Genomic DNA, 19,723 nt, shown 5'->3' with positions numbered 1-19,723 from the left:
CGGGCACTTTATTCAGATACAAGGAGATCGAATATGCCAGCCAAGTCGAAAGCCCAGCAAAAAGCTGCGGGTGCCGCGCTCTCGGCAAAGCGCGGCGAGACGCCGAAGAAGGAGCTCAAGGGCGCTTCGAAGCAGATGGTCGAGTCCATGAGCGAAAAGCAACTCGAAGAGTTTGCCTCGACCAAGAGAAAGGGCAAACCGGAACACGCCTCGAAATAGACGGCGAAATCATGGCGTCCCCGGCTCAGGTCGTCGTCGATTGTATGGAAAATTCCGCGACGTCGTGCGACTCGGAGACGGCGGCCAGGATTGTGCGGGCGGATGCGTCTGGATCTTTCGTGAGCCAGCGCAATTCGAAGGCCGCCCCGATGCGGCCGTCCTCGGTCCGTTTCAGCGATCCGAACAGCGCGCTGCATTCGAGAGGGCTAAGCACATCCGACAGATCGGGAATACCGGAGTTCGGACAGTAGATCACGAGCGTTGCCTTGCGTTCGGATCGCAGCCACGTGTCCAGTTGCTTCATCGGCGACAACACGATGAAGGCTACCAGGGTGGCCACCGTCCCCGTCACGATCTGGCCGCCGCCGAAGCAGAGGCCGACGACGGTCATGAACCACATGGTCGCGGCCGTCGTGACGCCCGTCATCGTGTCGCCGCGCCTCAGGATCACTCCGCCGCCGATGAAGCCGACGCCCGTGAGCACGCCGAGGGGAAAGCGCAGCACGTCCATTTGCGTGAAAAAGTTGAACGTTTTTCCGTAGGTCGATAGAAGGAGATTGGCTTGGATCATCGCCAGGCAAGCGGCAAGCGCCACCAGGATCGTAGTCCTGAAGCCTGCGGCGTGACCGCCGCGCTCGCGGTCGAGACCGATGAGGCCGCCGGCGACCACCGTCAGTACGATCCGTGCAGCGATGTCCCACCAGCTTGGTGTGAGCGGCATCGCGTCGGTCAGGAGTGAAGGCATCGTCTGACCCTGACGGTGTTGCCGCTCCTTCGCTGCTGGCGGGGCATTCGTTCCTCCTGCGCTACAGTGCCTCCGGATGAGATAAACGCAATGTCGGCCAGGACGTTCCCTTTGCTTCGGGGTCGTAGAGGTTTGCCCAGATGGCAAGATTGGCGGTTTGTCGGCGCTCGGTGTATGCTTCCGAACCGGGGATAATCCCCCACCAACCTGCGCGTGGCGTCTAAAACGGAGTTCGAGATTGGCCGTCGCTTTCACCAAGGAAGAGAGTTTCGAAACCGCTTCGGAAACCCTGCTGCCCGATCGTCCGATTTCGCCGCATCCGAACCTCGTCACGGAAGCGGGATTGAAGGCTCTAGAATTGCAGTTCCTGCAGGCTCGCGAGGCTTATGATGCTGCGAGCCCCATCGAAGACGTGAACGAACGGCGGCGGCAGACGGCCAATCCCTTGCGTGATCTTCGCTACTTAGCCGCAAGACTTCGCACCGCTCAGCTCATGCCTGCCCCTACGTCAATCGATACCGTCGCCTTCGGCAGCACGGTGACTTTCCGTCGTGACGACGGGCGTGTGCAGACCTATCGCATTGTCGGAGAGGACGAGGCCGATCCGAAGGCCGGGTCCATTTCCTATGTCTCCCCGGTGGCGCGGCTGCTGATGGGCAAGGCTGTCTGGGATATGGTCGAGACAGGCGGCCAGGAACTGGAGATCATCGCCATCGCATAGGAGTGGTCTATTCGCGTAGCCACCATTTTGAGTTCAGCCGCTTCAACCTCGTCTTCCAGTTCGTCGGATCAGCTTGCCTCTCTTGAGGCGCAGCTTGCCGAAAAGCAGGCAGCCCTGTCGGAAACGCAGGACGAGCAAGAGAAGGCTACGATCGAAAAATCCATCGCGACGCTGGAAGCGAAGATTGCCAAGATCGAAGCGAGCGAGAGCAGCCAAACTCAGGCGTCTGCTGCATCGAAGCCTGCCGATGGCGCTCCGAAAGAACTTTCCGGCGAAAGCGAGTGTATCGGCACGACGAATTTTGACGAGACCAGCGAGTTCGGCAGCCGCACGGCTTACGTCTGATAAAAGCGACCCGTTCAGCGGGATGATGCTGCATTTTTGAGTGATGCATCAAAGGCGGCGCTTGGCCACGGTGACGACTTCGCGTGTCAGATCCGCCAGACGGTCGGCGGCGAGGCGATTTATCTGCCAGTAGAGCGGGACATCGAGTGGCGTGTCGGGCACCAGCTCGATCAGCCGTCCGGATGCGAGGTGCTCGCGGGTCAGCTGGGTCGGGTTCATTCCCCATCCCATGCCTGAAAGGCTCGCCTCGACGAAGCTCTGCGGCGACGGCAGCCAGTGGGTGGGATAATCGAGATCGCGTTCGAATGTTCGCCTGATCCAACTGCTCTGTAGCCTATCCTTTTGATTGAATGTCAGCGCCGGAGCGTTGCGGATCGCCTCTGATGTCACGCCCTGCGGAAAATGGCTTGTGACGAAGTCGGGGGTTGCCGTTGCATGGTAGCGCAGAACGCCGAGGGCAAAACGCCGGCATCCGCGGACCGGTTTTTCCAGGCTGGTGACGGCGGCGATCACCCGACCGCGCTGCAGCCATTCGGCGGTATGGTCCTGGTCGTCGACGGCGACATTCAGCAGATAGGAAGAGCTTTTGGAAAAATTCGACATGGCCTCGACGAACCATGTTCCGAGGCTGTCGGCGTTCGTCGCGATTTGAAGCGTGACCCTTTGGCGTGGTTCGTCGGGATCGACGAGGGCGGGCAGTTGCCCGAAGAGTTCTGCTTCGAGCATGCCGACATTCTCCATATGGCGGCAGAGCCATTCTCCCTTTTCCGTCGCCGTGCACGGCGTGCCTCTGACGATGAGGACGACGCCGAGACGCTCTTCGAGTTGCTTCACGCGCTGCGAAATGGCCGAAGGGGTCACGTTCAAGGCGGTCGCAGCTCTTTCGAAGCTGCCTGTCTGGACAATAGTTGCGACGGCGCGAAGAGCGGGATAGTCGAGCATGGATTAGTTTCACTTAATCTGGGTAAGTTAGATTAATTAGCCTAATTCTCGAAATGGCGATAGCGCAACCTCACCGAAATGAGGGGCGTTAGCCGAAGAGATGAATTTTTCGATCTATGGAACCGGCCTGATGATGGGCCTCAGCCTGATCGTCGCCATCGGCGCGCAGAATGCCTTCATTCTCCGTCAGGGCTTGCGCAACGAACATGTCTTCGCCGTCTGCCTCGCATGCGCGGTATCAGATGCCGCGCTGATCGTGCTTGGCGTGACCAGCCTCCATCAAATCGCCAGGTTCATGCCCTGGCTCGATCCCGTCATGCGCTACGGGGGAGCTATGTTTCTGGTCTGGTACGGGGCAAGAAGCCTCTATTCCGCCTTGCGGTCGTCCGCCGCTCTCACGGCCGCGGAAGCCAAGCCATCGAGCTTTCGGCAGACGCTGGCAACCTGCCTCGCACTCACCTGGCTCAATCCGCATGTTTATCTCGACACCGTGGTGCTGCTCGGCACGATATCGACACGATATCCGGGAGAGCAGGCTTCTTTTGCGGCAGGGGCGGTGACGGGGTCCTTCCTGTTCTTCTTTTCGCTCGGATATGGCGCGAAGCGGTTGCGGCCGATCTTCTCGAAACCCTCGTCCTGGCGCATGCTGGAAACGCTCGTCGCTTTCACGATGTGGATCATAGCGTTCAAGCTGCTGGGCGGGTTGTGACCGCCGTTCGGCTGTCGGTCGGCCGCTGCGGCGCAGGTCGAGCGGACGTTGCAAGTGGACCGGCATCGATCTGTCCAGATCCTGTGCGGGTTCAAACCGATGAAGCGTCTCTACCGCGTCCCATCGCACGCGCGGCGCTCCGGGACGGTCAACTCCATCTCGCGCTGACAGTCTGCCAGCAGATGTGGCGGAAAGCGCCTTAGCTCCCGGAGCGCATGCTCATGGTTGGCATCCCTGCGCCTCTGCGACTTGAATGCGGAAAGGGCCTGTACGATATTCCAGATGCTTGTTTGAGACATGTCGGGCCTCCTTTGCTGCATTTAGCTGCCGACACTCGAAATATGAGGGTCAATTGACATTCAATCAAACAAAATGATATGGGGTTATAAATCAGAAAAATTGAAAGATGCGACGATGAGCATTCCCTTTCGCCGTCCCATTCCGCTGCTTGACAATGAAGTGCTGCGTACCTTCGTGGCGATCGCCGAAACAGGCAATTTTTCGACCGCCGCAGAGGCTGTCTTCCGCACGCCGTCGGCGGTATCGATGCAGATTAAGAAGCTTGAAGAACAGCTTGGGGCGACGCTTTTTCTGCGCGACGCCCGCTCGGTGTCGTTGACGCGCCACGGCGAGATGCTGCTGTCCTATGCCCGCAACATCCTGGCGCTGTCGAACGAGGCAGTGTCGCGCTTCATCATGCCGGAACTCAGCGGCGTCGTGCGGCTCGGCGCGCCAGAGGATATCGGCGAACGGCTGCTGCCGAGCATCTTGAAGAGTTTCGCCGAGAGCTATCCCGGCATCATGGTCGATGTGACCATCGACATGAGCATCGGGCTGAAGAAGCGCATGGAGGAGCAGCGGCTCGACCTGGCCTTGATCAACTGTGCGACACGGCCGTTCCCGACGGGCGGTGAGGTGGTGTTCCGCGAGCGGCTGGTCTGGGCCGGCGCCAAGTGCGGTTCGGCGCATCGGCGCGATCCGCTGCCGATCTCGATCTGGGAAGACGGCTGCATCTGGCGCCAGGAGGCACTCTCCCAGCTCGAGCGCAACAAGCGGCATTATCGCGTCGCCTATCTCAGCGGTCACACGATGGCGCAGCGCGCCGCCGTGCTTTCCGATCTCGCCATAGCGCCGTTGCCGCTGTCCTATGTCAACGAGGACATGGCGATCCTCGGGCCTCAGGAAGGGCTGCCGGAGCTCGGCGCCTTCGATATCCGCCTGCTGACCGCCTCGCAGGTATCGGGGCCGATCGAGACGGTGGCCGACAGCATTCGCGGCGCCTTTGCCGAGAGAGCGAAGGCGGTCGCCGCCTAGCGCATAGTCCCCGAAGATCCGATTCGATTTTTGGGAAAGGATTACGCGCCGATTGCGTTGTGATAGGGCGTCCTTAGCGCTAGCTGGTATCCTTCCAACCCGTGAACCTTTTGGTTTGTCGCGCGTTATTGGCGCGGACGGCATTTGTCGCCGTTCGGGGTAGATCTCAAACAAGGATATCCGAGATGACGACAACGGCCAAAATTGCCGCAGCCTTAATGGTTCTTCTTGCCCTTTCCTCCTGCGGCAACACGATCCGCGGCATAGGAAAGGATACGGCAAATACCGTGAACGCGACGCAGGACGCTGGCCGCTCAGTCGACCGCGCCGCGAAGAAGTAGCGACGGTTCAGATTCCTGCCGGGATTGCCGGATCATCCTATCGGATGACCGGGGGGTAAACCTTTTCCAACCCGCCGGATCGGTCGAGACCGGTGCGGAAGGCCTGGTAGGCGGGATGCTGGCCGGAACGGGCCGTTTCCATCAGCCGGATCTGCAACCGGTCCGGAGCCTGGCTTCCGAGCCAGAATCCTAGATTGTCGAGCTTCAGCGAGTTCAGGAAACGCGATCCGGCGGCAAGATCGAGATGGCGGCGCAGGCCGTCGAGCAGATTGTCGTCCTGGGCGGCGTTTTCCATGAGCAGCGCCAGGTAGGACTTGTCGGTCTCCGACAGCGCGGCGAGCTTTTCCGCAACGGTATCGCGGTCGGGAAAGGGAATCATCGAATCGTCCATGCTTGATCGTGTTTTGGCCGTTATAAGCTCGCCTTGATCTTCTCGGCTACATCGGCCGGCACCCATTTCGTCCACAGACTCTCGTAATTGCGAAGGAAATAGATCGCGGCATCCTCGTTGCTTTCGCGGTTTTCGTCCTGCCAGGCGAGCACCTGGTTGATCGTCGCATTGTCCCATTTGCGGGTCTTGAGATAGGCCGTGACAGGTCCGGCACGGCTGGCGAAGGACCTGGTCATCAGTGTGAAGGCGCGCGAGACCGGGTAGGAGTTGAGCTCGGGCCTGGCGCAGCCGGCAACCGCGGTACAGCGGTCCCATTCATTCTTGTTGTGGCCGACGCCGAAGCTCAGGCGCGTCATGTCGTATTTGCCGAGGATGGCGGTCGGCGCCCAGTAATAACCGAGCCAGCCGATCTTGTTGTCGAAGGCGCGGGCAATCGACGAATCGAGCCGTTCGGGACTGCCGGTCTCGACGAGTTCGAAGCCCTTCTTGTCGGCGGCAAGCGCCTTGAACAGGTTGGTGGTCGATATCTGGCAGCTCCAGTCGGCGGGGCAGTTGTAAACTGCGCCTTTCGACGGGTCGTCCTCGGCGGGGAAGAGTTCGGGATGTTTTAGCGCGTCCTCGACCGAGCGGATGTCGGGGTGGGCGTCGGCGATAAATTTTGGAATCCACCAACCCTCGACGGCGCCGTCGGCCAGGATTTCGGCCCCCTGTACCAGCCGGCCGCTGTTGACAGCCTGATCGAGCAGGGACCTGACGGAATTGATCCAGTATTCCGAGGCGATGTCGGGGATGCCTTTCTCATTCATCGAGGCGAAGGTCGGCAGGGTGTCGCCATCGACGATGGTGACCGAGCAGCCGTAGCCTTTTTCCAGGATGATCTTGTCGAAACTCGCCGCAATGCCTGCTGAGGCCCATTTCATTTCGGCGATCGAAACGCTGCCACATTCGGCGGCTTCGGCCGGCACGACGGTAGAAAGAGCCGCGGCAAAGACGGCCGGAATCAGAAACGTCTTCATCGTCATTCCCCGAATTCTTCTTAGGCGGACGTGCAGCAGGCTCTGAAATTCACCGACAAATCTCTCCGGCACCCGAAGGGAAAATGCCTGCCGGGCGATACGGCGACAGGCTTTCCGGTTCATGGGCAAGCCATGTTCAACAATGGCGCGTTATGACGGAGCCTACGCGTTCGCTCGCAGAAATCAACCATCTTCTGCTCATGGTTGCGTGACTAAATTATTGAATTCGAAGAATTTATGTCAGCATTCCGAAATTGGCGCTCTCGGGCGAAAAGCACGCTCTTGGCGATCGGCAGCGGATCTTCGGCAGAAATTTCGGCCAGAATGTCAAAAAAGATCAAAATTAACATTTGCGTAAGCCTTCAATAACTCTCCGGTAAGAATGTACCGTTATCAGTTGGGTCGTGGCAGCAATGACCGCCGCTTCTCCGGTTCAGGTAGTGCGTACCGGAGAAAGCGAGCTTCGCCGTGTAAGGGCGAAGACGCCTGAGTTTTTCGGCAAACCGCGCAGAGCCAAGGCCATGCGCGGTTTTCGCGTTTGCAGGACGGAACTTTAGGCCGAGTCTTGACCCGGGATCGCCGCCCATTGTAGGCCTCGCCTGAACGAGAGGCGAATGCGGGCCACCATGGCAAGAGCGATCATGCTGCAGGGAACCGGCTCCGATGTCGGCAAGACGGTGCTGGTCGCAGGGCTCTGCCGGCTGGCGGCCAATCGCGGCCTGACGGTCCGACCATTCAAGCCGCAGAACATGTCGAACAATGCGGCGGTCGCCGATGACGGCGGCGAGATTGGCCGGGCGCAGTGGCTGCAGTCGCTGGCTGCGCGCACGCCATCCTCGGTGCACATGAACCCGGTGCTGCTTAAGCCGCAATCGGAGAATGGCAGCCAGATCATCGTCCAGGGCAGGGTGTTCGGACAGGCGAAGGGGCGGGACTACCAGCGGCTGAAGCCCGAGCTGCTCGGCGCCGTGCTCGAAAGTTTCGAAAAAGTGGCTGCGGGTGCCGACCTCGTTATCGTCGAGGGCGCCGGATCGCCGGCCGAGATCAATCTCAGGGCCGGCGATATCGCCAATATGGGCTTTGCGACGCGTGCCGGCGTGCCGGTCGTGCTCGTCGGCGATATCGACCGCGGCGGCGTCATCGCCTCGCTGGTCGGCACGCATGCGATCCTCGAAGATGGCGACCGGGCGATGATTGCGGGCTATATCATCAACAAGTTCCGCGGCGACGTCTCGCTGTTTGAAGACGGCATCCGCGCCATTGAAGGCTTCACCGGCTGGCCGTGCTTCGGCGTCGTGCCGTGGCTATCTGGTGCCGCGCGGCTGCCGGCTGAAGATTCGGTCGTGCTCGAGCGGTTGGCGAGGGGCGGCGCGAGCGCGCTGAAGATTGCCGTGCCGGTGCTGCCACGTATCGCCAATTTCGATGATCTCGATCCGCTGAGGAGCGAGCCAGATGTCGAGCTGGTCTTCGTGCGGTCAGGCGAGCGGATCCCTGCCGATGCGAGCCTCGTTGTGCTTCCCGGCTCGAAATCGACGATATCGGATCTCGCCGACTTCAGGGCGCAGGGCTGGGACCGCGATCTCCAGGCACATGTCAGGCGCGGCGGCCGGGTGATCGGCATCTGCGGCGGTTACCAGATGCTCGGCGGCATGGTGCACGACCCGCTCGGCATCGAGGGCGGGACGTTCGAGGCGCCGGGGCTTGGGCTGCTCGACACCGAAACCGAGATGGCGCCGGAAAAGACCGTGCGCAACAGCCAGGCCTACTCGACCGAGTATGATGACGCGCCGCTTGCCGGCTACCAGATCCATCTCGGCATCACCCGCGGCCCGGATTGCGATCGGCCTTCGGCAATCATCGACGGCGCACCCGACGGGGCGCTGTCGGCCGACGGCCGGATCATGGGCACCTATCTGCACGGGCTCTTCGGCAGCGACACCTACCGCGCCCGGCTGCTTGAAAGCTTCGGTCTATCAGGCGAGCGGCGGAATTACCGCGAGAGCGTCGAGCAGGCGCTCGACGACGTCGCCGGGGAATTGGAACGTCATCTCGATCCGCGCTGGCTGGCCGGGCTGCTCGGCTAGGAAGTGCGTGCTTTTGGGATTCCCAAAATTCGCTTTGATGACCCGCTGGAAGGCTTGACGGCCGGCGCTTCATTTTGATTGTCAGGCATTTGGTTGCTCCCAGGTTGATGCCGGAAAACTCTAGCTTCGGGTGGTCCAACGTTTGGGAGCGGTTCAGTTCATACAGGCCCTCTCCAGCGTCGTGTCTATAGGGCTTCCCGTACGATTCGACAGCTTAGCGAACGCGCAAATAATCTGATCGAAAAATTATCTCACCGGAAGCGCTTGTTCCAGAACCGCGGCCAAGTCCTCTCGCCGCATCCTAATGGCAGGTGTCTCGGTGAGTGCGGAAAGCGTAAGATTGATAACCGCGAGCGCATAATCACAGTATAAGCTGGAGGGATCATTGTTGTATCTGATATCTGCCAAGCAGTGCGAGACTTTATCATCCTTCAACTCAGATCGAGCTACGCCAACAACGGTCCTGAAGTTGTCAATAATCTGCTGCGTTTGAGCCGACGATCGCATAGACACCCGTCCTCCGTTTCTTGCTTGGGTGAGTTTGCTTATAATCTCTTTGAAACCTGTTTTGTCATGGTAGTCGCGAGCGGCGACTTTCGCCTTCTTTTGTGTGAACAAAATCAGCCATCGCGTAGAACTACAAGCAGGGGAGTCCAACCCATCACGTGCCAGGATTGCGGTGTGGCATGCTTCGATCTCGCCTCCCTGTCCCGCTATAAGTGGAGCGAAATAAGGTGGCAGGGCTTCGTCCTCCGCGGCGTTCAAAGCCGTTGCAAGCAGCGCGGATAGAGCGATGATGAGCAATCCAGATTTCATTTTCCACCCTCTGCGATTTCGGGACCGTTTCACAATACCGAAGTAACTCAACAGTCAACAGCCTGAGCCGAAGTGACCGCGCTGCTGGTCAAATTCTATCGGGGCTCATCGAAGTCTTTCTCAACCTGCTCGTTTAGTCGGAATATCTGCGCATCGTCTTTCATTTCTGCGGCACTCTGCATTGCTTTCTCGTCGGCAGGCGAATGACGGTAAAGGCAGGTGTCATTCCCTCTTCGTCTACCCTGCGGTTGTCGTTGGCGGAGTCAGTGGCTAGAAATATCTGCCTGACTCGACTATTGGTTGATGTGGCAACGCCCCGGTTGGTCATCGCCGTCCATTTGCCCGATGTCCGACCATAAACCGCGTCGGTCACTTGGAGGTTCGGAAATTAGCAATCATATTCAGTGGCTTATAGAACATGGAATCACAGCCGAGCATATTGGCGAGCTGATAGCTGGATTGTGCGATCGACTGATCGCGGATGGCTTTCCGATCTGGCGGGGAAGCATCTCAATGCCGTCTATTCATCCCATGTATGGCGGCGTCTCGGCCAATTTCGTGCGCGGCGGTGCGACCACGATCGAGAATGCCGAGTATGGCAGTGCGGCAGTGCTGAATTTCGAGAAGACCCCGATCTATTTTCTTTTGGGCCGTGGCGAAACGTCAGGTCGATGGAACATCGCCAAGGGTGAGGGTGTCGATGACTACCCACAGCTTGCGGAATTCGCGCATGGTGGCGGCACGGATCATCTGGTCAGCCTGCTGGAGTTTCCGAAGGAGGCTGCGCTGCGCGGGGTCAGTCTGTCTCTTACAAGCGACAGGCCGGGCGGATTTTCTGATGACCAACTGGCGATCGTCGCGAAGCTCTTCCCGGCGCTGGGGCTGGCTTGTTATCGCATCGCGGCAACGAAAACCGCATCGGATATCCTTGCCGTCTATACAGGCGCCAAAACAAGTGCACGCATCCTTGCAGGCGATATTCAGAGGGGAAAGGGAGGGGCGATCAATGCTGCGATCCTGCTTGCGGACCTGAGAAACTTCACGGCGCTGACCGAGGTTTATCAGTCGGGCGAAATCGCCGGGTTTCTGAATGAACATTTCGAGCTGATCGGCTGGCATGTCGAGGAAAATTCGGGCGAGATCCTCAAGTTCATGGGCGATAGCGTGCTGGCGATCTTTCCGACCGATGCTGAAGATCCGCAAAAGGCCTGCATGGCCGCACTGGCTTCCGCAAGGAATATTCTAGAAGCCAACAAGGTGCTGAATGGTCAGCGGAGGAATGATGGAGGTCCTGACATCGGCGTCGATGTCGTGCTGCATCTTGGCGAGGTCTTCTACGGAAATATCGGCGCACGCGGCAGGCTTGATTTCACGGTGATCGGCAGCGCCGTCAACGAGGCTTCGCGGCTCGAAAAACTCTGCGGCGTGCTCGGGCACCATCTGCTGATGTCGGAGAGTTTCGCCGTCACCTCTGCCGTTGCCAGCGAATGTCTCGGCTCCTTCGAATTGCGCGGCGTTTCGAAGCCGGTCAACGTCTTCAAGCTGGCCGGCACCGACTGAGGACGGAGTGTTCCGACTTGCTCAGATCTCGCCTGAGACCTCACGGCGGCGGCGGTCAAGTTCTTCGCTATAGCGGCGCAGCGTGTAGCTTTCGCTGAGCTGGCCGATCACCTTGCGTTCGATCAGGTTGTTGACGACGGCGAGCGCTTCGCTTTCGCTCTTGTCGAAGATCGCCGCCGCCTGCCTGGCATTCATCTGCGGCTGCAGGAAATCGTTGCGGTAGTGGATGAAATCGGCAAGCGTCTTGCCCTCGTCCTGCGCATCGGTCGGATTGGCGTAGATCTCCGGCACCAGCACAAGGCCCGCATATTTGTCGCTCTCCTCGACGAGGATGACGCGCTGGGTCGAGCCGATCGGGAAGGCCTGCTTGAATTCCTCCAGCGAGATGCCCGCCCTTGCCGTCTTGACGTCGGCGCGCATCAGCTTGTCGACCGTCAGATTGCGGATCCAGCCGACATCATGGGCGCTACGGATGCTTTCGCCGCGCAGGTGGAAGCGCCATGTGGCGAAGGAGTAGCCGAAGGTCGAACGCACGACGAGCGAGGAGGTGATGACGGCGGCGAGCACCAGCGCCGTGATCGGAAAATCGCCGGTGATTTCGAGCGCCAGGAACGTCATGGTCAGCGGCCCGCCGATGACGGCGACGGCAAGCGAACTCATGCCGACCACGGCATAGATGACGGGCGTCAGCGTCGCATCGGCGAAATAGGGGCCGCAATAGGCGAAGAGTTTGCCGAGCAGGGCGCCCATGAACAGTGAGGCGAAGAACAGCCCGCCCCTGAAGCCGGAGCCGATCGAGATCGCCGAGGCGAAGGATTTCAAAAGGAAGAGGCCGATCAGCGTCGGGATCGCCACCTCGTGGGAAAGGTTGAGATGCAGCGCGCCGTGACCGGCCGAGAGCACCTGCGGCGAGATCATCGCCAACAGCCCGACGATGATGCCGCCGAGAGCCGGGCGGAAGGGCGGGGCGATCGAGCTCTTGCGCGCGAGCTCCTCGACAAAAGCGACGCCCTGCATGATCAGGATGCCGACACCGGCGCAGAAAGCGCCGAGCAGCAGCGCCGGGACATAATCGGCCGGCACGACCGAGCCGAAGCTGCCGATATCGATGGTGAAATCGCTGCCGGCGAGCAGCCTTGCGACCAAGGTGGAGACAAGGGCGGAGACGACGACAGGCGTCAGCGAGACGATCGTATAGGTGCCGATGATCAGCTCGAAAGCATAGAAGGCGCCGGTCAACGGCGCGTTGAAGGCGGCGGCGATGGCGCCCGCCGCGCCGCAGCCAACCAGGGTGCGCAGGTCCGAGCGGCGAAGCTGCAGCTTCAGGCCGAATTTCGAGGCGAGTCCGGCGGCAAGCTGGGTATAGCCGGCCTCCAGGCCGACGGAGGCGCCGAAACCGTTGGAGATCAGGTTCTGCACGGCAACGATGATGCTGTCGGTCAGGGACAGGCGGCCGCCATGCAGCGCATTGGCCTCGATCGGGTCGACCATCGGCTTCTTGCGCCGTTTCGCCAGCACGAAAAGCAGCAGGCCGAGCAGGGCGCCGCCGATGACGGGGGCGGTGAGCAGCAGCAGCTTGTTCTCGATCTCGGAGGAGCTCAATCTTTCGCTGTCGGCGATGCCGAAGACCAACTGATGCAGCTCGTTGGAGACGTAGCTCATGCCGGTGACGGCGAGACCCGAGATGATGCCGACGACGGCGCCCGCCAGCGACAGGCCGACCTCGCTGCGCCGGGTCAGAGCCCGCAGGCGTCCCGGATCGAAGAAAACGCGCAGCGCGCGGAAACGGCGCCGATCCAATTTCATAAGCATGGCAAGACAACTAGGCAGGGAGAGGCCCGGTCAAGGGCGAAGGCGCAGTCCGCTTGCGACGCAATTGCGGCGAAAACCCGGCGGGCGGGATAAATATTTGTGACGTAAGTCTCTGATAAATGACGATGTTTTAGGTAGAGTAAGTCGTGTTGGAGCAGGCCATACCGGGTGGCCGTCAACTGGTCGACCGCCGAGCCCGGTTGACTTCACCCCTGCGCTTGCCTAACCATCCCGATAACGGATGGTCGACTGACCATCCTGACATAACGGATGGTTCCGGATCGGTGTTACGCCCTTCCGGATGAAAAGGGAATGTGACGGGGCGGACCCAAGCCGGGCGCCTTCATCACAGCCGACCCCGCGACTGTAGAGCGGTCAGGGTCTTCCATCCGGCACTAAGCCCTTCCGGCTGACAGCTTGCAATAATGCAAGCGGGCGGGACAGGTGGTGTGCCGGAAAAGCCACTGGATATGCATGGTGATCAACCGGGGTCGGACGCCTCTCAAGTCTACGAATCGTCCACCTTTTCACTGATGCGGCCGGGAAGGCGAGGATGATCCGCTGGCACGATCAGGGCGACCGGTTTCCGGTCTGCCCCGATCGCGGCCGATAACCGCGAGCCAGGAGACCTGCCATGCGTGCCGGGCGAGAAGCCTAACCCTGGGCACTATGCCCGTTGCCAGCACGGAGGTTGTCTTGGCTGAACGATTGAATTCGGCGTGGCCTGGTGCGGCGCGACGGGGAGGTGCCTTTTCGGCACCTCTTGGCCCGGTGTGTTTGGGACGCACTTTCCTCTCCTCCCTCATTCCTGTGCTTGTCACAGGAATCCAGCGTGCCCAAGTCCTTGGGCACAGAAGAATCATTTCACGGGGGCATAGAGTCATTCACGGCGCGGACGCGCCGCGGCTGGATTCCTGTGACAAGCACAGGAATGAGGGAAGAGAGTGGGGCGACGCCGCGTTTCTTCTGGAGGCCGCTTGCGCATGACGGACGCCCCATCCAACACCGTCTTCATCCTCGGCGGCGCACGCTCGGGCAAATCCCGTTTCGCCGAAGACCTCGTCACGGCAACCGGCCTCGATCGCCACTATCTCGCGACCGGCCGCGCTTGGGACGAGGAGATGCAGGCGCGCATCGCCCAACACAAGGCCGACCGGGGTCCGTCCTGGACAACGCATGAAGAGCCGCTCGATCTGGTCGGCAAGCTCGCCGCCATCGACGGCGAAGTGCGCATCGTGTTGATCGATTGCCTGACGCTCTGGGTCACCAATCTGATGATGGAGGAGCGGAACATGGCGACGGAATTTGCCGCCCTTGCCGATTTCCTTCCCGCCGCGAAAGCACGGCTCGTTTTCGTTTCCAACGAGGTCGGTCTCGGCATCGTGCCCGACAATCGCATGGCGCGGGATTTTCGCGATCATGCCGGCCGTTTGCACCAATCGATCGCGGCGAAGGCCGCCGAAGTTTATTTCATCGCGGCAGGCCTGCCGCTGAAAATGAAGGGTTAAGTCCATGAACCAGCAAAAAATTCCCGCAACCGTCATCACCGGCTTTCTTGGCGCCGGCAAGACGACGATGATCCGCAACCTGCTCACCAATGCCGGCGGCAAGAAGATCGCGCTGATCATCAACGAATTCGGCGATCTCGGCGTCGACGGCGACGTGCTGAAGGGCTGCGGTGCGGAGAATTGCACCGAGGAGGACATTATCGAGCTGACCAATGGCTGCATCTGCTGCACCGTTGCGGACGACTTCATTCCGACGATGACGAAGCTGCTCGAACGCGAACAGCGGCCCGACCATATCGTCATCGAGACTTCTGGTCTTGCTTTGCCGCAGCCGCTGGTCGCCGCCTTCAACTGGCCCGACATTCGCACCCAGGTGACCGTCGACGGCGTCATCACGGTGGTCGACAGCGCTGCCGTTGCCGCCGGCCGTTTCGCTGACGACCATGATGCCGTCGATGCGCGCCGCGCCGAGGATGAATCGCTCGATCATGAAAGCCCGATCGAGGAGCTGTTCGAGGATCAGCTGACCTGCGCCGATCTCATCGTGCTCAACAAGACCGACCTGATCGATGCCGCCGGCCTTGTCAGGGTACGCGACGAGGTCGCCTCCCGCACTGTGCGCAAGCCTGTGATGATTGAGGCGCGGAACGGCGAGGTGTCGGCCGGCATCCTGCTCGGCCTTGGCATCGGCACCGAGGACGATGTTGCCAATCGCAAGTCGCATCACGAGCTGGAGCATGAGGATGGTGCGCCGCACGACCATGACGAATTCGACAGCTTCGTCGTTGAGCTTGGACCCATTGCCGATCCGGCCGGCTTCATCGAAGCGCTGAAAGGCATCATATCAGCCCATGACGTGCTGCGCCTCAAGGGTTTCGTCGATGTCTCGGGCAAGCCGATGCGCCTGCAGCTCCAGGCCGTCGGCAGCCGCATCGACCATTATTTCGACCGCGCCTGGACGTCTGGCGAAAGGCGCGCCACACGCCTTGTCGTCATCGGCCTGCACGAAATGGATCAGGACGCGGTGAGAGCGGCGATCGAAGCGCTGGCCTAACCCGATGCATCTGCTTCTGGCTCAACAGGGAACGATCAGTGACGGCGAGGAGGCGATCGACCTTGGGCAGACGCCGGGCGATATCCTGTTCCTGTCGGCTGCCGACAGCGAGCTTGCCGCGATCGCAACCGCCCATCGCGAGCGCGGGGCGGGGCCTTCGCTCCGGCTCGCCAGCCTGATGAGCCTCAAGCACCCGATGTCTGTCGATACCTATGTGGAGCGCACGGCGCGGCATGCCAAGCTGATCATCGTCCGTGCGCTCGGTGGCGCCAGCTATTTCCACTATGCGCTGGAGGCGCTGCATGCGGCAGCAGCGCGCGCCGGTGCGCTGATCGCGGTGCTGCCGGGCGACGCCAGGCCGGATGCGGGGCTTGTGCCTTTCTCGAATATCGGGCTCGACGACCTCAACGCGCTCTGGGCCTATCTGATCGAGGGCGGCGATGCCAACGCGCAGGCTTTTCTTGACTATGCCGGGGCGATGCTGTCGGGCGCCGAGAAGCCGGCGCCGGCCGTGCCACTGATGAAGGCGGGTATCTGGTGGCCGGGGCGGGGGTTGATCGGGGTCGAGGAGTGGCGGCGGGTTGTTGCTGCGGAGGTATCTTCGCGTGTGGCTGTCCCTTTGTCGGTCGAGCTTGAGACACCCCCCTCTGTCCTGCCGGACATCTCCCCCACAAGGGGGGAGATCGAGGATGAGAGATCTCGCTCCATCTCCTCGGCCGAAGGTGCGGCATCCTCCAACGTTTCTTTTGTGGGAAGCTCAAGCGACTTGCCGATCTCCCCCCTTGTGGGCGAGATGTCCGGCAGGACAGAGGGGGGTACTACGAACTCGACGCAACAGGCATCTCCCATCGTCGCCATCAGCTTCTACCGCGCCCTCGTCCAAAGCGGCGAGACCGGGCCGATCGAAGCTCTGATCGAGGCGCTGACGACACTTGGCCTCCGGCCGCTGCCGGTCTTTGCCTATAGCCTCAAGGATCCGGTTTCGACAGGCATTCTCGAAAGCGTGTTTTCGACGCTGAAACCCGATGTCGTCATCAACACGACGGGCTTTGCGGTCTCGGCACCGGGTGCGGACCGGCAGCCGACGGTGCTGGAGGCGAATGAGGCGATCGTGCTGCAGGCGATCCTGTCGGCCTCGTCGAGGGAGGCATGGCTCTCTTCCTCACAAGGCCTGTCGGCGCGCGATCTCGGCATGAACGTGGCGCTTCCCGAGGTCGACGGTCGGGTGCTGGCGCGGGCGATCTCCTTCAAGACGGCGGCCCGCTACGACGCGCGGGTCGAGACCAATATCGTCGCCAGCCAGGCCGATGCCGGCCGGGTGCATTATACGGCGGAGCTTGCCGCCAATTGGGCACGGCTGCGAAAGACTTCCGTGGGCGACCGGCGCATCGCGCTCGTCATGGCGAATTATCCGAACCGCGACGGTCGGCTCGGCAACGGCGTCGGCCTGGATACGCCGGCCGGCACCATCGAGGTGCTTCGCGCCATGCGGGCGGCGGGTTATCCGGTCGCTGACATTCCGGCCGACGGCGACGCGCTGATCCGCCACCTGATGGAAGGGCCGACCAATTCCGGTTCTGACGGAAAAATCATCCGCGAGACGCTTTCTCTGAGTCGCTACAACAGCTTCCTGGAATCTCTTCCCAATAAGATTCAGAATGAGGTGAGCGCCCGCTGGGGCAGCCCGCAAGACGATCCGTATTTTCGCGAGGGCGTCTTCGCCCTGCCGTTTACACGTTTCGGCGACGTGCTCGTCGGCATCCAGCCGGCGCGCGGCTACAATATCGATCCGAAGGAAAGTTATCATTCGCCGGATCTCGTGCCGCCGCACGGCTATCTCGCCTTCTATGCTTTCCTGCGCCGCGAATTCGGCGCCCATGCGATCATCCACATGGGTAAACACGGCAATCTCGAATGGCTGCCCGGCAAGGCGCTGGCGCTGTCTGAAAGCTGTTATCCTGAGGCGATCCTCGGACCGTTGCCGCATCTCTATCCCTTCATCGTCAACGATCCAGGCGAGGGCACGCAAGCCAAGCGCCGAAGTGCGGCCGTCATCATCGACCACCTGACGCCGCCTTTGACGCGGGCCGAAAGCTATGGGCCGCTGAAGGATCTGGAGGCGCTGGTTGACGAATATTACGAGGCCTCCGGCGGCGATCCCCGCCGCATCCGTCTGCTCAGCCGTCAGATCCTCGATCTCGTCACCGATATCGGCCTCGACCGTGATGCCGGCATCGCCAAGGACGAAAGCGAGGGCGAGGCGCTGAAGAAGCTCGACGCCTATCTCTGCGACCTCAAGGAAATGCAGATCCGCGATGGACTGCATGTGTTCGGTGTGTCGCCAGAGGGGCGGCTGCTGACGGACCTCACCGTGGCTTTGGCGCGGGTGCCGCGCGGGCTGGGTGAGGGTGGGGATGCGAGTTTGCAGCGGGCGATTGCGGTGGATGCGTTCGGAAACGCCTCACCCCTTCGCCAGGTAAAAAACCCCTCCCCAACCCCTCCCCACAAGGGGGAGGGACTTACCTCCGCGCTTGCGGCAGACTCAGTTGCCAAAGCTGATGTTGAGACGGCGCATCCTGCAAGCCCCTCCCACCTGTGGGGAGGGGTTGGGGAGGGGGCTTCTTTCGACCCTCTCGACACCGACATGGCCGCCGTTTGGACCGGACCGCGACCTGAGATTCTCGCCGATATCCTCGATGCCCCATGGCGAACCAACGGAGATACCGTCGAGCGCATCGAACTGCTGGCGGCAAAGTTCGTTTCCGGTGAAATGGAGTGCCCGACCCTCTGGTCCCAAAGCAGATTGGTGCTCTCCGAGATCGAGATCCGCCTCAAGCCCTCCATCCTCGCCTGCGGCTCGGCCGAGATCGAAGGATTGCTCAAAGGGCTCGACGGCCGCTTCGTCGCACCCGGACCCTCGGGTGCGCCGACGCGCGGGCGGCCGGATGTCTTGCCAACGGGCCGCAATTTCTATTCGGTCGACAGCCGCGCCGTGCCGACGCCGGCGGCCTACGAGCTCGGCAAGAAATCCGCCGAACTGCTGGTGCGCCGTTATGTGCAGGATCACGGCGAATGGCCAGTCTCCTTCGGGTTGACGGCCTGGGGCACGTCAAACATGCGCACCGGCGGCGACGATATCGCCCAGGCCCTGGCGCTGATCGGCGTCAAGCCGCTCTGGGACATGAGCTCGCGCCGTGTCACCGGCTACGAGATCATTCCGCCGGCGATGCTCGGGCGGCCGCGCGTCGACGTGACGCTCAGGATCTCCGGCTTCTTTCGCGATGCCTTTCCCGAGCAGATCGCGCTGTTCGACAAGGCGATCCGTGCCGTCGGCGCGCTTGAAGAGGACGAGACCGACAATCCGATCGCAACACGCATGCACGGCGAGGCGGCAAGGCTTGGCGCCGCCGGCGTGGACGAGGTCTCGGCAAAGCGCCGGGCGGCCTACCGCGTCTTCGGCTCGAAGCCCGGCGCCTATGGCGCCGGCCTGCAGGCGCTGATCGACGAAAAGGGCTGGGAGCGGCGCGCCGATCTCGCCGAGGCCTATCTCGTCTGGGGCAGCTATGCCTATGGTGCCGGCGAGGAGGGCAAGGCCGAACGCGGCCTGTTCGAGGAGCGGCTGCGCTCGGTGCAGGCTGTGATCCAGAACCAGGACAATCGCGAGCATGACCTGCTCGACAGCGATGATTATTACCAGTTCGAGGGCGGCATGGCGGCGGCGGCCGAACAGCTCGCCGGCGCGCGCCCTTCGATCTATCACAACGACCATTCCAGACCGGAAAAGCCGGTGATCCGCTCGCTGGAGGAGGAGATCGGCCGGGTCGTGCGCGGGCGCGTCGTCAATCCGAAATGGATCGCGGGCGTCATGCGTCACGGCTACAAGGGCGCTGCCGAGATCGCCGCTACGGTCGATTATCTCTTCGCCTTTTCGGCGACGACGGGCGCAGTCGGCGAACATCATTTCGAGGCCGTCTACCAAGCCTTTGTCGCCGATGCCGGCGTGCGCGACTTCATGATCGAGAAGAACCCTGCGGCATTCGACGAAATGAGAGAGCGGCTGTGCGAGGCGATCGAACGCAGCCTCTGGACGCCGCGCAGCAATTCGGCCCGGTTCCACCTGGCTGCAAACAACAGAATGAGGTGAGC

At 61.3% G+C, this 19,723-nt stretch carries 18 protein-coding genes and 1 riboswitch; of the genes, 11 read left to right on the top strand and 7 right to left on the bottom strand.

What is annotated here, in order from left to right; all coding sequences use genetic code 11:
* Nucleotides 1-33: 33 nt before the first annotated feature.
* Entirely contained in the window at nucleotides 34-219 is a 186-nt protein-coding gene (locus tag RWK44_RS07735; protein ID WP_003564288.1) for a DUF3008 family protein, read from the top strand.
* A gap of 25 nt (nucleotides 220-244) precedes the next feature.
* Here RWK44_RS07735 and RWK44_RS07730 read toward each other — a convergent pair whose 3' ends face one another.
* Complete coding sequence (locus tag RWK44_RS07730) at nucleotides 245-964, bottom strand: MgtC/SapB family protein (RefSeq protein ID WP_168285077.1); 720 nt, start codon at nucleotides 962-964, stop codon at nucleotides 245-247.
* Between the two features lie 238 nt (nucleotides 965-1,202).
* Between RWK44_RS07730 and greA the strand changes: the two genes are divergently transcribed.
* Nucleotides 1,203-1,685, top strand: coding sequence for a transcription elongation factor GreA (gene greA, locus RWK44_RS07725; RefSeq protein ID WP_316028625.1), 483 nt, complete (start codon nucleotides 1,203-1,205; stop codon nucleotides 1,683-1,685).
* Between the two features lie 24 nt (nucleotides 1,686-1,709).
* Nucleotides 1,710-2,030 carry a hypothetical protein gene (locus tag RWK44_RS07720; protein ID WP_376776624.1) on the top strand — a complete coding sequence of 107 codons (321 nt, stop codon included), beginning with the start codon at nucleotides 1,710-1,712 and terminating at the stop codon, nucleotides 2,028-2,030.
* Nucleotides 2,031-2,078: 48 nt separating this feature from the next.
* Here the strand turns inward: RWK44_RS07720 and RWK44_RS07715 are convergent, their stop codons facing one another.
* Nucleotides 2,079-2,972: a LysR family transcriptional regulator ArgP gene (locus RWK44_RS07715; RefSeq protein ID WP_077978440.1), complete on the bottom strand. Its 894-nt coding sequence runs from the start codon at nucleotides 2,970-2,972 to the stop codon at nucleotides 2,079-2,081.
* A gap of 100 nt (nucleotides 2,973-3,072) precedes the next feature.
* On the opposite strand from RWK44_RS07715, the gene RWK44_RS07710 reads away from it, so the two are divergent.
* Nucleotides 3,073-3,681 carry a LysE/ArgO family amino acid transporter gene (locus RWK44_RS07710; RefSeq protein ID WP_020050356.1) on the top strand — a complete coding sequence of 203 codons (609 nt, stop codon included), beginning with the start codon at nucleotides 3,073-3,075 and terminating at the stop codon, nucleotides 3,679-3,681.
* 110 nt (nucleotides 3,682-3,791) lie between these two features.
* Here the strand turns inward: RWK44_RS07710 and RWK44_RS07705 are convergent, their stop codons facing one another.
* Nucleotides 3,792-3,980 (bottom strand): hypothetical protein, encoded by a 189-nt coding sequence (locus tag RWK44_RS07705; protein ID WP_017960849.1) that lies wholly within the window; start codon nucleotides 3,978-3,980, stop codon nucleotides 3,792-3,794.
* A 73-nt stretch (nucleotides 3,981-4,053) separates the two neighbouring features.
* On the opposite strand from RWK44_RS07705, the gene RWK44_RS07700 reads away from it, so the two are divergent.
* Entirely contained in the window at nucleotides 4,054-4,995 is a 942-nt protein-coding gene (locus RWK44_RS07700) for a LysR family transcriptional regulator (protein ID WP_017960848.1), read from the top strand.
* A gap of 185 nt (nucleotides 4,996-5,180) precedes the next feature.
* A complete protein-coding gene (locus tag RWK44_RS07695; protein ID WP_003540537.1) occupies nucleotides 5,181-5,336 on the top strand; it encodes a hypothetical protein in 156 nt (51 codons plus the stop codon).
* Nucleotides 5,337-5,373: 37 nt separating this feature from the next.
* Here RWK44_RS07695 and RWK44_RS07690 read toward each other — a convergent pair whose 3' ends face one another.
* Together RWK44_RS07690 and RWK44_RS07685 are read right to left on the bottom strand one after the other, a co-directional pair.
* The gene (locus RWK44_RS07690) at nucleotides 5,374-5,727 is read right to left on the bottom strand and encodes a hypothetical protein (RefSeq protein ID WP_316028624.1); all 354 of its coding nucleotides are present in this window, start codon (nucleotides 5,725-5,727) and stop codon (nucleotides 5,374-5,376) included.
* 20 nt (nucleotides 5,728-5,747) lie between these two features.
* Nucleotides 5,748-6,749, bottom strand: coding sequence for a glycine betaine ABC transporter substrate-binding protein (locus tag RWK44_RS07685; RefSeq protein WP_206105866.1), 1,002 nt, complete (start codon nucleotides 6,747-6,749; stop codon nucleotides 5,748-5,750).
* 620 nt (nucleotides 6,750-7,369) lie between these two features.
* On the opposite strand from RWK44_RS07685, the gene RWK44_RS07680 reads away from it, so the two are divergent.
* Nucleotides 7,370-8,827, top strand: coding sequence for a cobyric acid synthase (locus RWK44_RS07680; protein ID WP_131663769.1), 1,458 nt, complete (start codon nucleotides 7,370-7,372; stop codon nucleotides 8,825-8,827).
* Between the two features lie 246 nt (nucleotides 8,828-9,073).
* Here the strand turns inward: RWK44_RS07680 and RWK44_RS07675 are convergent, their stop codons facing one another.
* The gene (locus tag RWK44_RS07675; RefSeq protein ID WP_131663536.1) at nucleotides 9,074-9,643 is read right to left on the bottom strand and encodes a hypothetical protein; all 570 of its coding nucleotides are present in this window, start codon (nucleotides 9,641-9,643) and stop codon (nucleotides 9,074-9,076) included.
* Nucleotides 9,644-9,946: 303 nt separating this feature from the next.
* On the opposite strand from RWK44_RS07675, the gene RWK44_RS07670 reads away from it, so the two are divergent.
* Nucleotides 9,947-11,203, top strand: coding sequence for an adenylate/guanylate cyclase domain-containing protein (locus tag RWK44_RS07670; RefSeq protein WP_221998027.1), 1,257 nt, complete (start codon nucleotides 9,947-9,949; stop codon nucleotides 11,201-11,203).
* 21 nt (nucleotides 11,204-11,224) lie between these two features.
* On the opposite strand, the gene RWK44_RS07665 is transcribed toward RWK44_RS07670, so the two are convergent.
* Entirely contained in the window at nucleotides 11,225-13,015 is a 1,791-nt protein-coding gene (locus tag RWK44_RS07665) for a chloride channel protein (RefSeq protein WP_221998029.1), read from the bottom strand.
* Nucleotides 13,016-13,269: 254 nt separating this feature from the next.
* Nucleotides 13,270-13,666, top strand: a riboswitch (cobalamin riboswitch).
* Between the two features lie 332 nt (nucleotides 13,667-13,998).
* On the opposite strand from RWK44_RS07665, the gene cobU reads away from it, so the two are divergent.
* The 3 genes from cobU to cobN are packed head-to-tail and all read left to right on the top strand — an operon-like array spanning nucleotide 13,999 to nucleotide 19,721.
* A complete protein-coding gene (gene cobU, locus RWK44_RS07660) occupies nucleotides 13,999-14,523 on the top strand; it encodes a bifunctional adenosylcobinamide kinase/adenosylcobinamide-phosphate guanylyltransferase (protein ID WP_077978435.1) in 525 nt (174 codons plus the stop codon).
* 4 nt (nucleotides 14,524-14,527) lie between these two features.
* Nucleotides 14,528-15,577 (top strand): cobalamin biosynthesis protein CobW, encoded by a 1,050-nt coding sequence (gene cobW, locus RWK44_RS07655; RefSeq protein WP_221998031.1) that lies wholly within the window; start codon nucleotides 14,528-14,530, stop codon nucleotides 15,575-15,577.
* Nucleotides 15,578-15,581: 4 nt separating this feature from the next.
* Complete coding sequence (gene cobN / locus RWK44_RS07650; protein ID WP_221998033.1) at nucleotides 15,582-19,721, top strand: cobaltochelatase subunit CobN; 4,140 nt, start codon at nucleotides 15,582-15,584, stop codon at nucleotides 19,719-19,721.
* Nucleotides 19,722-19,723: the final 2 nt, after the last annotated feature.

The organism is Rhizobium sp. 25PS6 (genome assembly GCF_032464655.1).
In the GTDB taxonomy this organism is placed as follows: domain Bacteria; phylum Pseudomonadota; class Alphaproteobacteria; order Rhizobiales; family Rhizobiaceae; genus Rhizobium; species Rhizobium laguerreae.
This window is presented reverse-complemented; position numbering and strand designations above follow the sequence as displayed.

Excerpts from the sequence above, each read along its gene's own strand:
- RWK44_RS07695 (WP_003540537.1), top strand. The coding sequence starts at position 5,181 with ATGACGACAACGGCCAAAATTGCCGCAGCCTTAATGGTTCTTCTTGCC.
- RWK44_RS07710 (WP_020050356.1), top strand. The coding sequence starts at position 3,073 with ATGAATTTTTCGATCTATGGAACCGGCCTGATGATGGGCCTCAGCCTG.
- RWK44_RS07735 (WP_003564288.1), top strand. The coding sequence starts at position 34 with ATGCCAGCCAAGTCGAAAGCCCAGCAAAAAGCTGCGGGTGCCGCGCTC.
- RWK44_RS07715 (WP_077978440.1), bottom strand. The coding sequence starts at position 2,972 with ATGCTCGACTATCCCGCTCTTCGCGCCGTCGCAACTATTGTCCAGACA.
- RWK44_RS07685 (WP_206105866.1), bottom strand. The coding sequence starts at position 6,749 with ATGACGATGAAGACGTTTCTGATTCCGGCCGTCTTTGCCGCGGCTCTT.
- RWK44_RS07700 (WP_017960848.1), top strand. The coding sequence starts at position 4,054 with ATGATATGGGGTTATAAATCAGAAAAATTGAAAGATGCGACGATGAGC.
- RWK44_RS07705 (WP_017960849.1), bottom strand. The coding sequence starts at position 3,980 with ATGTCTCAAACAAGCATCTGGAATATCGTACAGGCCCTTTCCGCATTC.
- RWK44_RS07670 (WP_221998027.1), top strand. The coding sequence starts at position 9,947 with ATGTGGCAACGCCCCGGTTGGTCATCGCCGTCCATTTGCCCGATGTCC.
- RWK44_RS07730 (WP_168285077.1), bottom strand. The coding sequence starts at position 964 with ATGCCTTCACTCCTGACCGACGCGATGCCGCTCACACCAAGCTGGTGG.
- RWK44_RS07665 (WP_221998029.1), bottom strand. The coding sequence starts at position 13,015 with ATGCTTATGAAATTGGATCGGCGCCGTTTCCGCGCGCTGCGCGTTTTC.
- RWK44_RS07675 (WP_131663536.1), bottom strand. The coding sequence starts at position 9,643 with ATGAAATCTGGATTGCTCATCATCGCTCTATCCGCGCTGCTTGCAACG.
- cobW (WP_221998031.1), top strand. The coding sequence starts at position 14,528 with ATGAACCAGCAAAAAATTCCCGCAACCGTCATCACCGGCTTTCTTGGC.
- cobN (WP_221998033.1), top strand. The coding sequence starts at position 15,582 with ATGCATCTGCTTCTGGCTCAACAGGGAACGATCAGTGACGGCGAGGAG.
- cobU (WP_077978435.1), top strand. The coding sequence starts at position 13,999 with ATGACGGACGCCCCATCCAACACCGTCTTCATCCTCGGCGGCGCACGC.
- RWK44_RS07680 (WP_131663769.1), top strand. The coding sequence starts at position 7,370 with ATGGCAAGAGCGATCATGCTGCAGGGAACCGGCTCCGATGTCGGCAAG.
- RWK44_RS07690 (WP_316028624.1), bottom strand. The coding sequence starts at position 5,727 with ATGGACGATTCGATGATTCCCTTTCCCGACCGCGATACCGTTGCGGAA.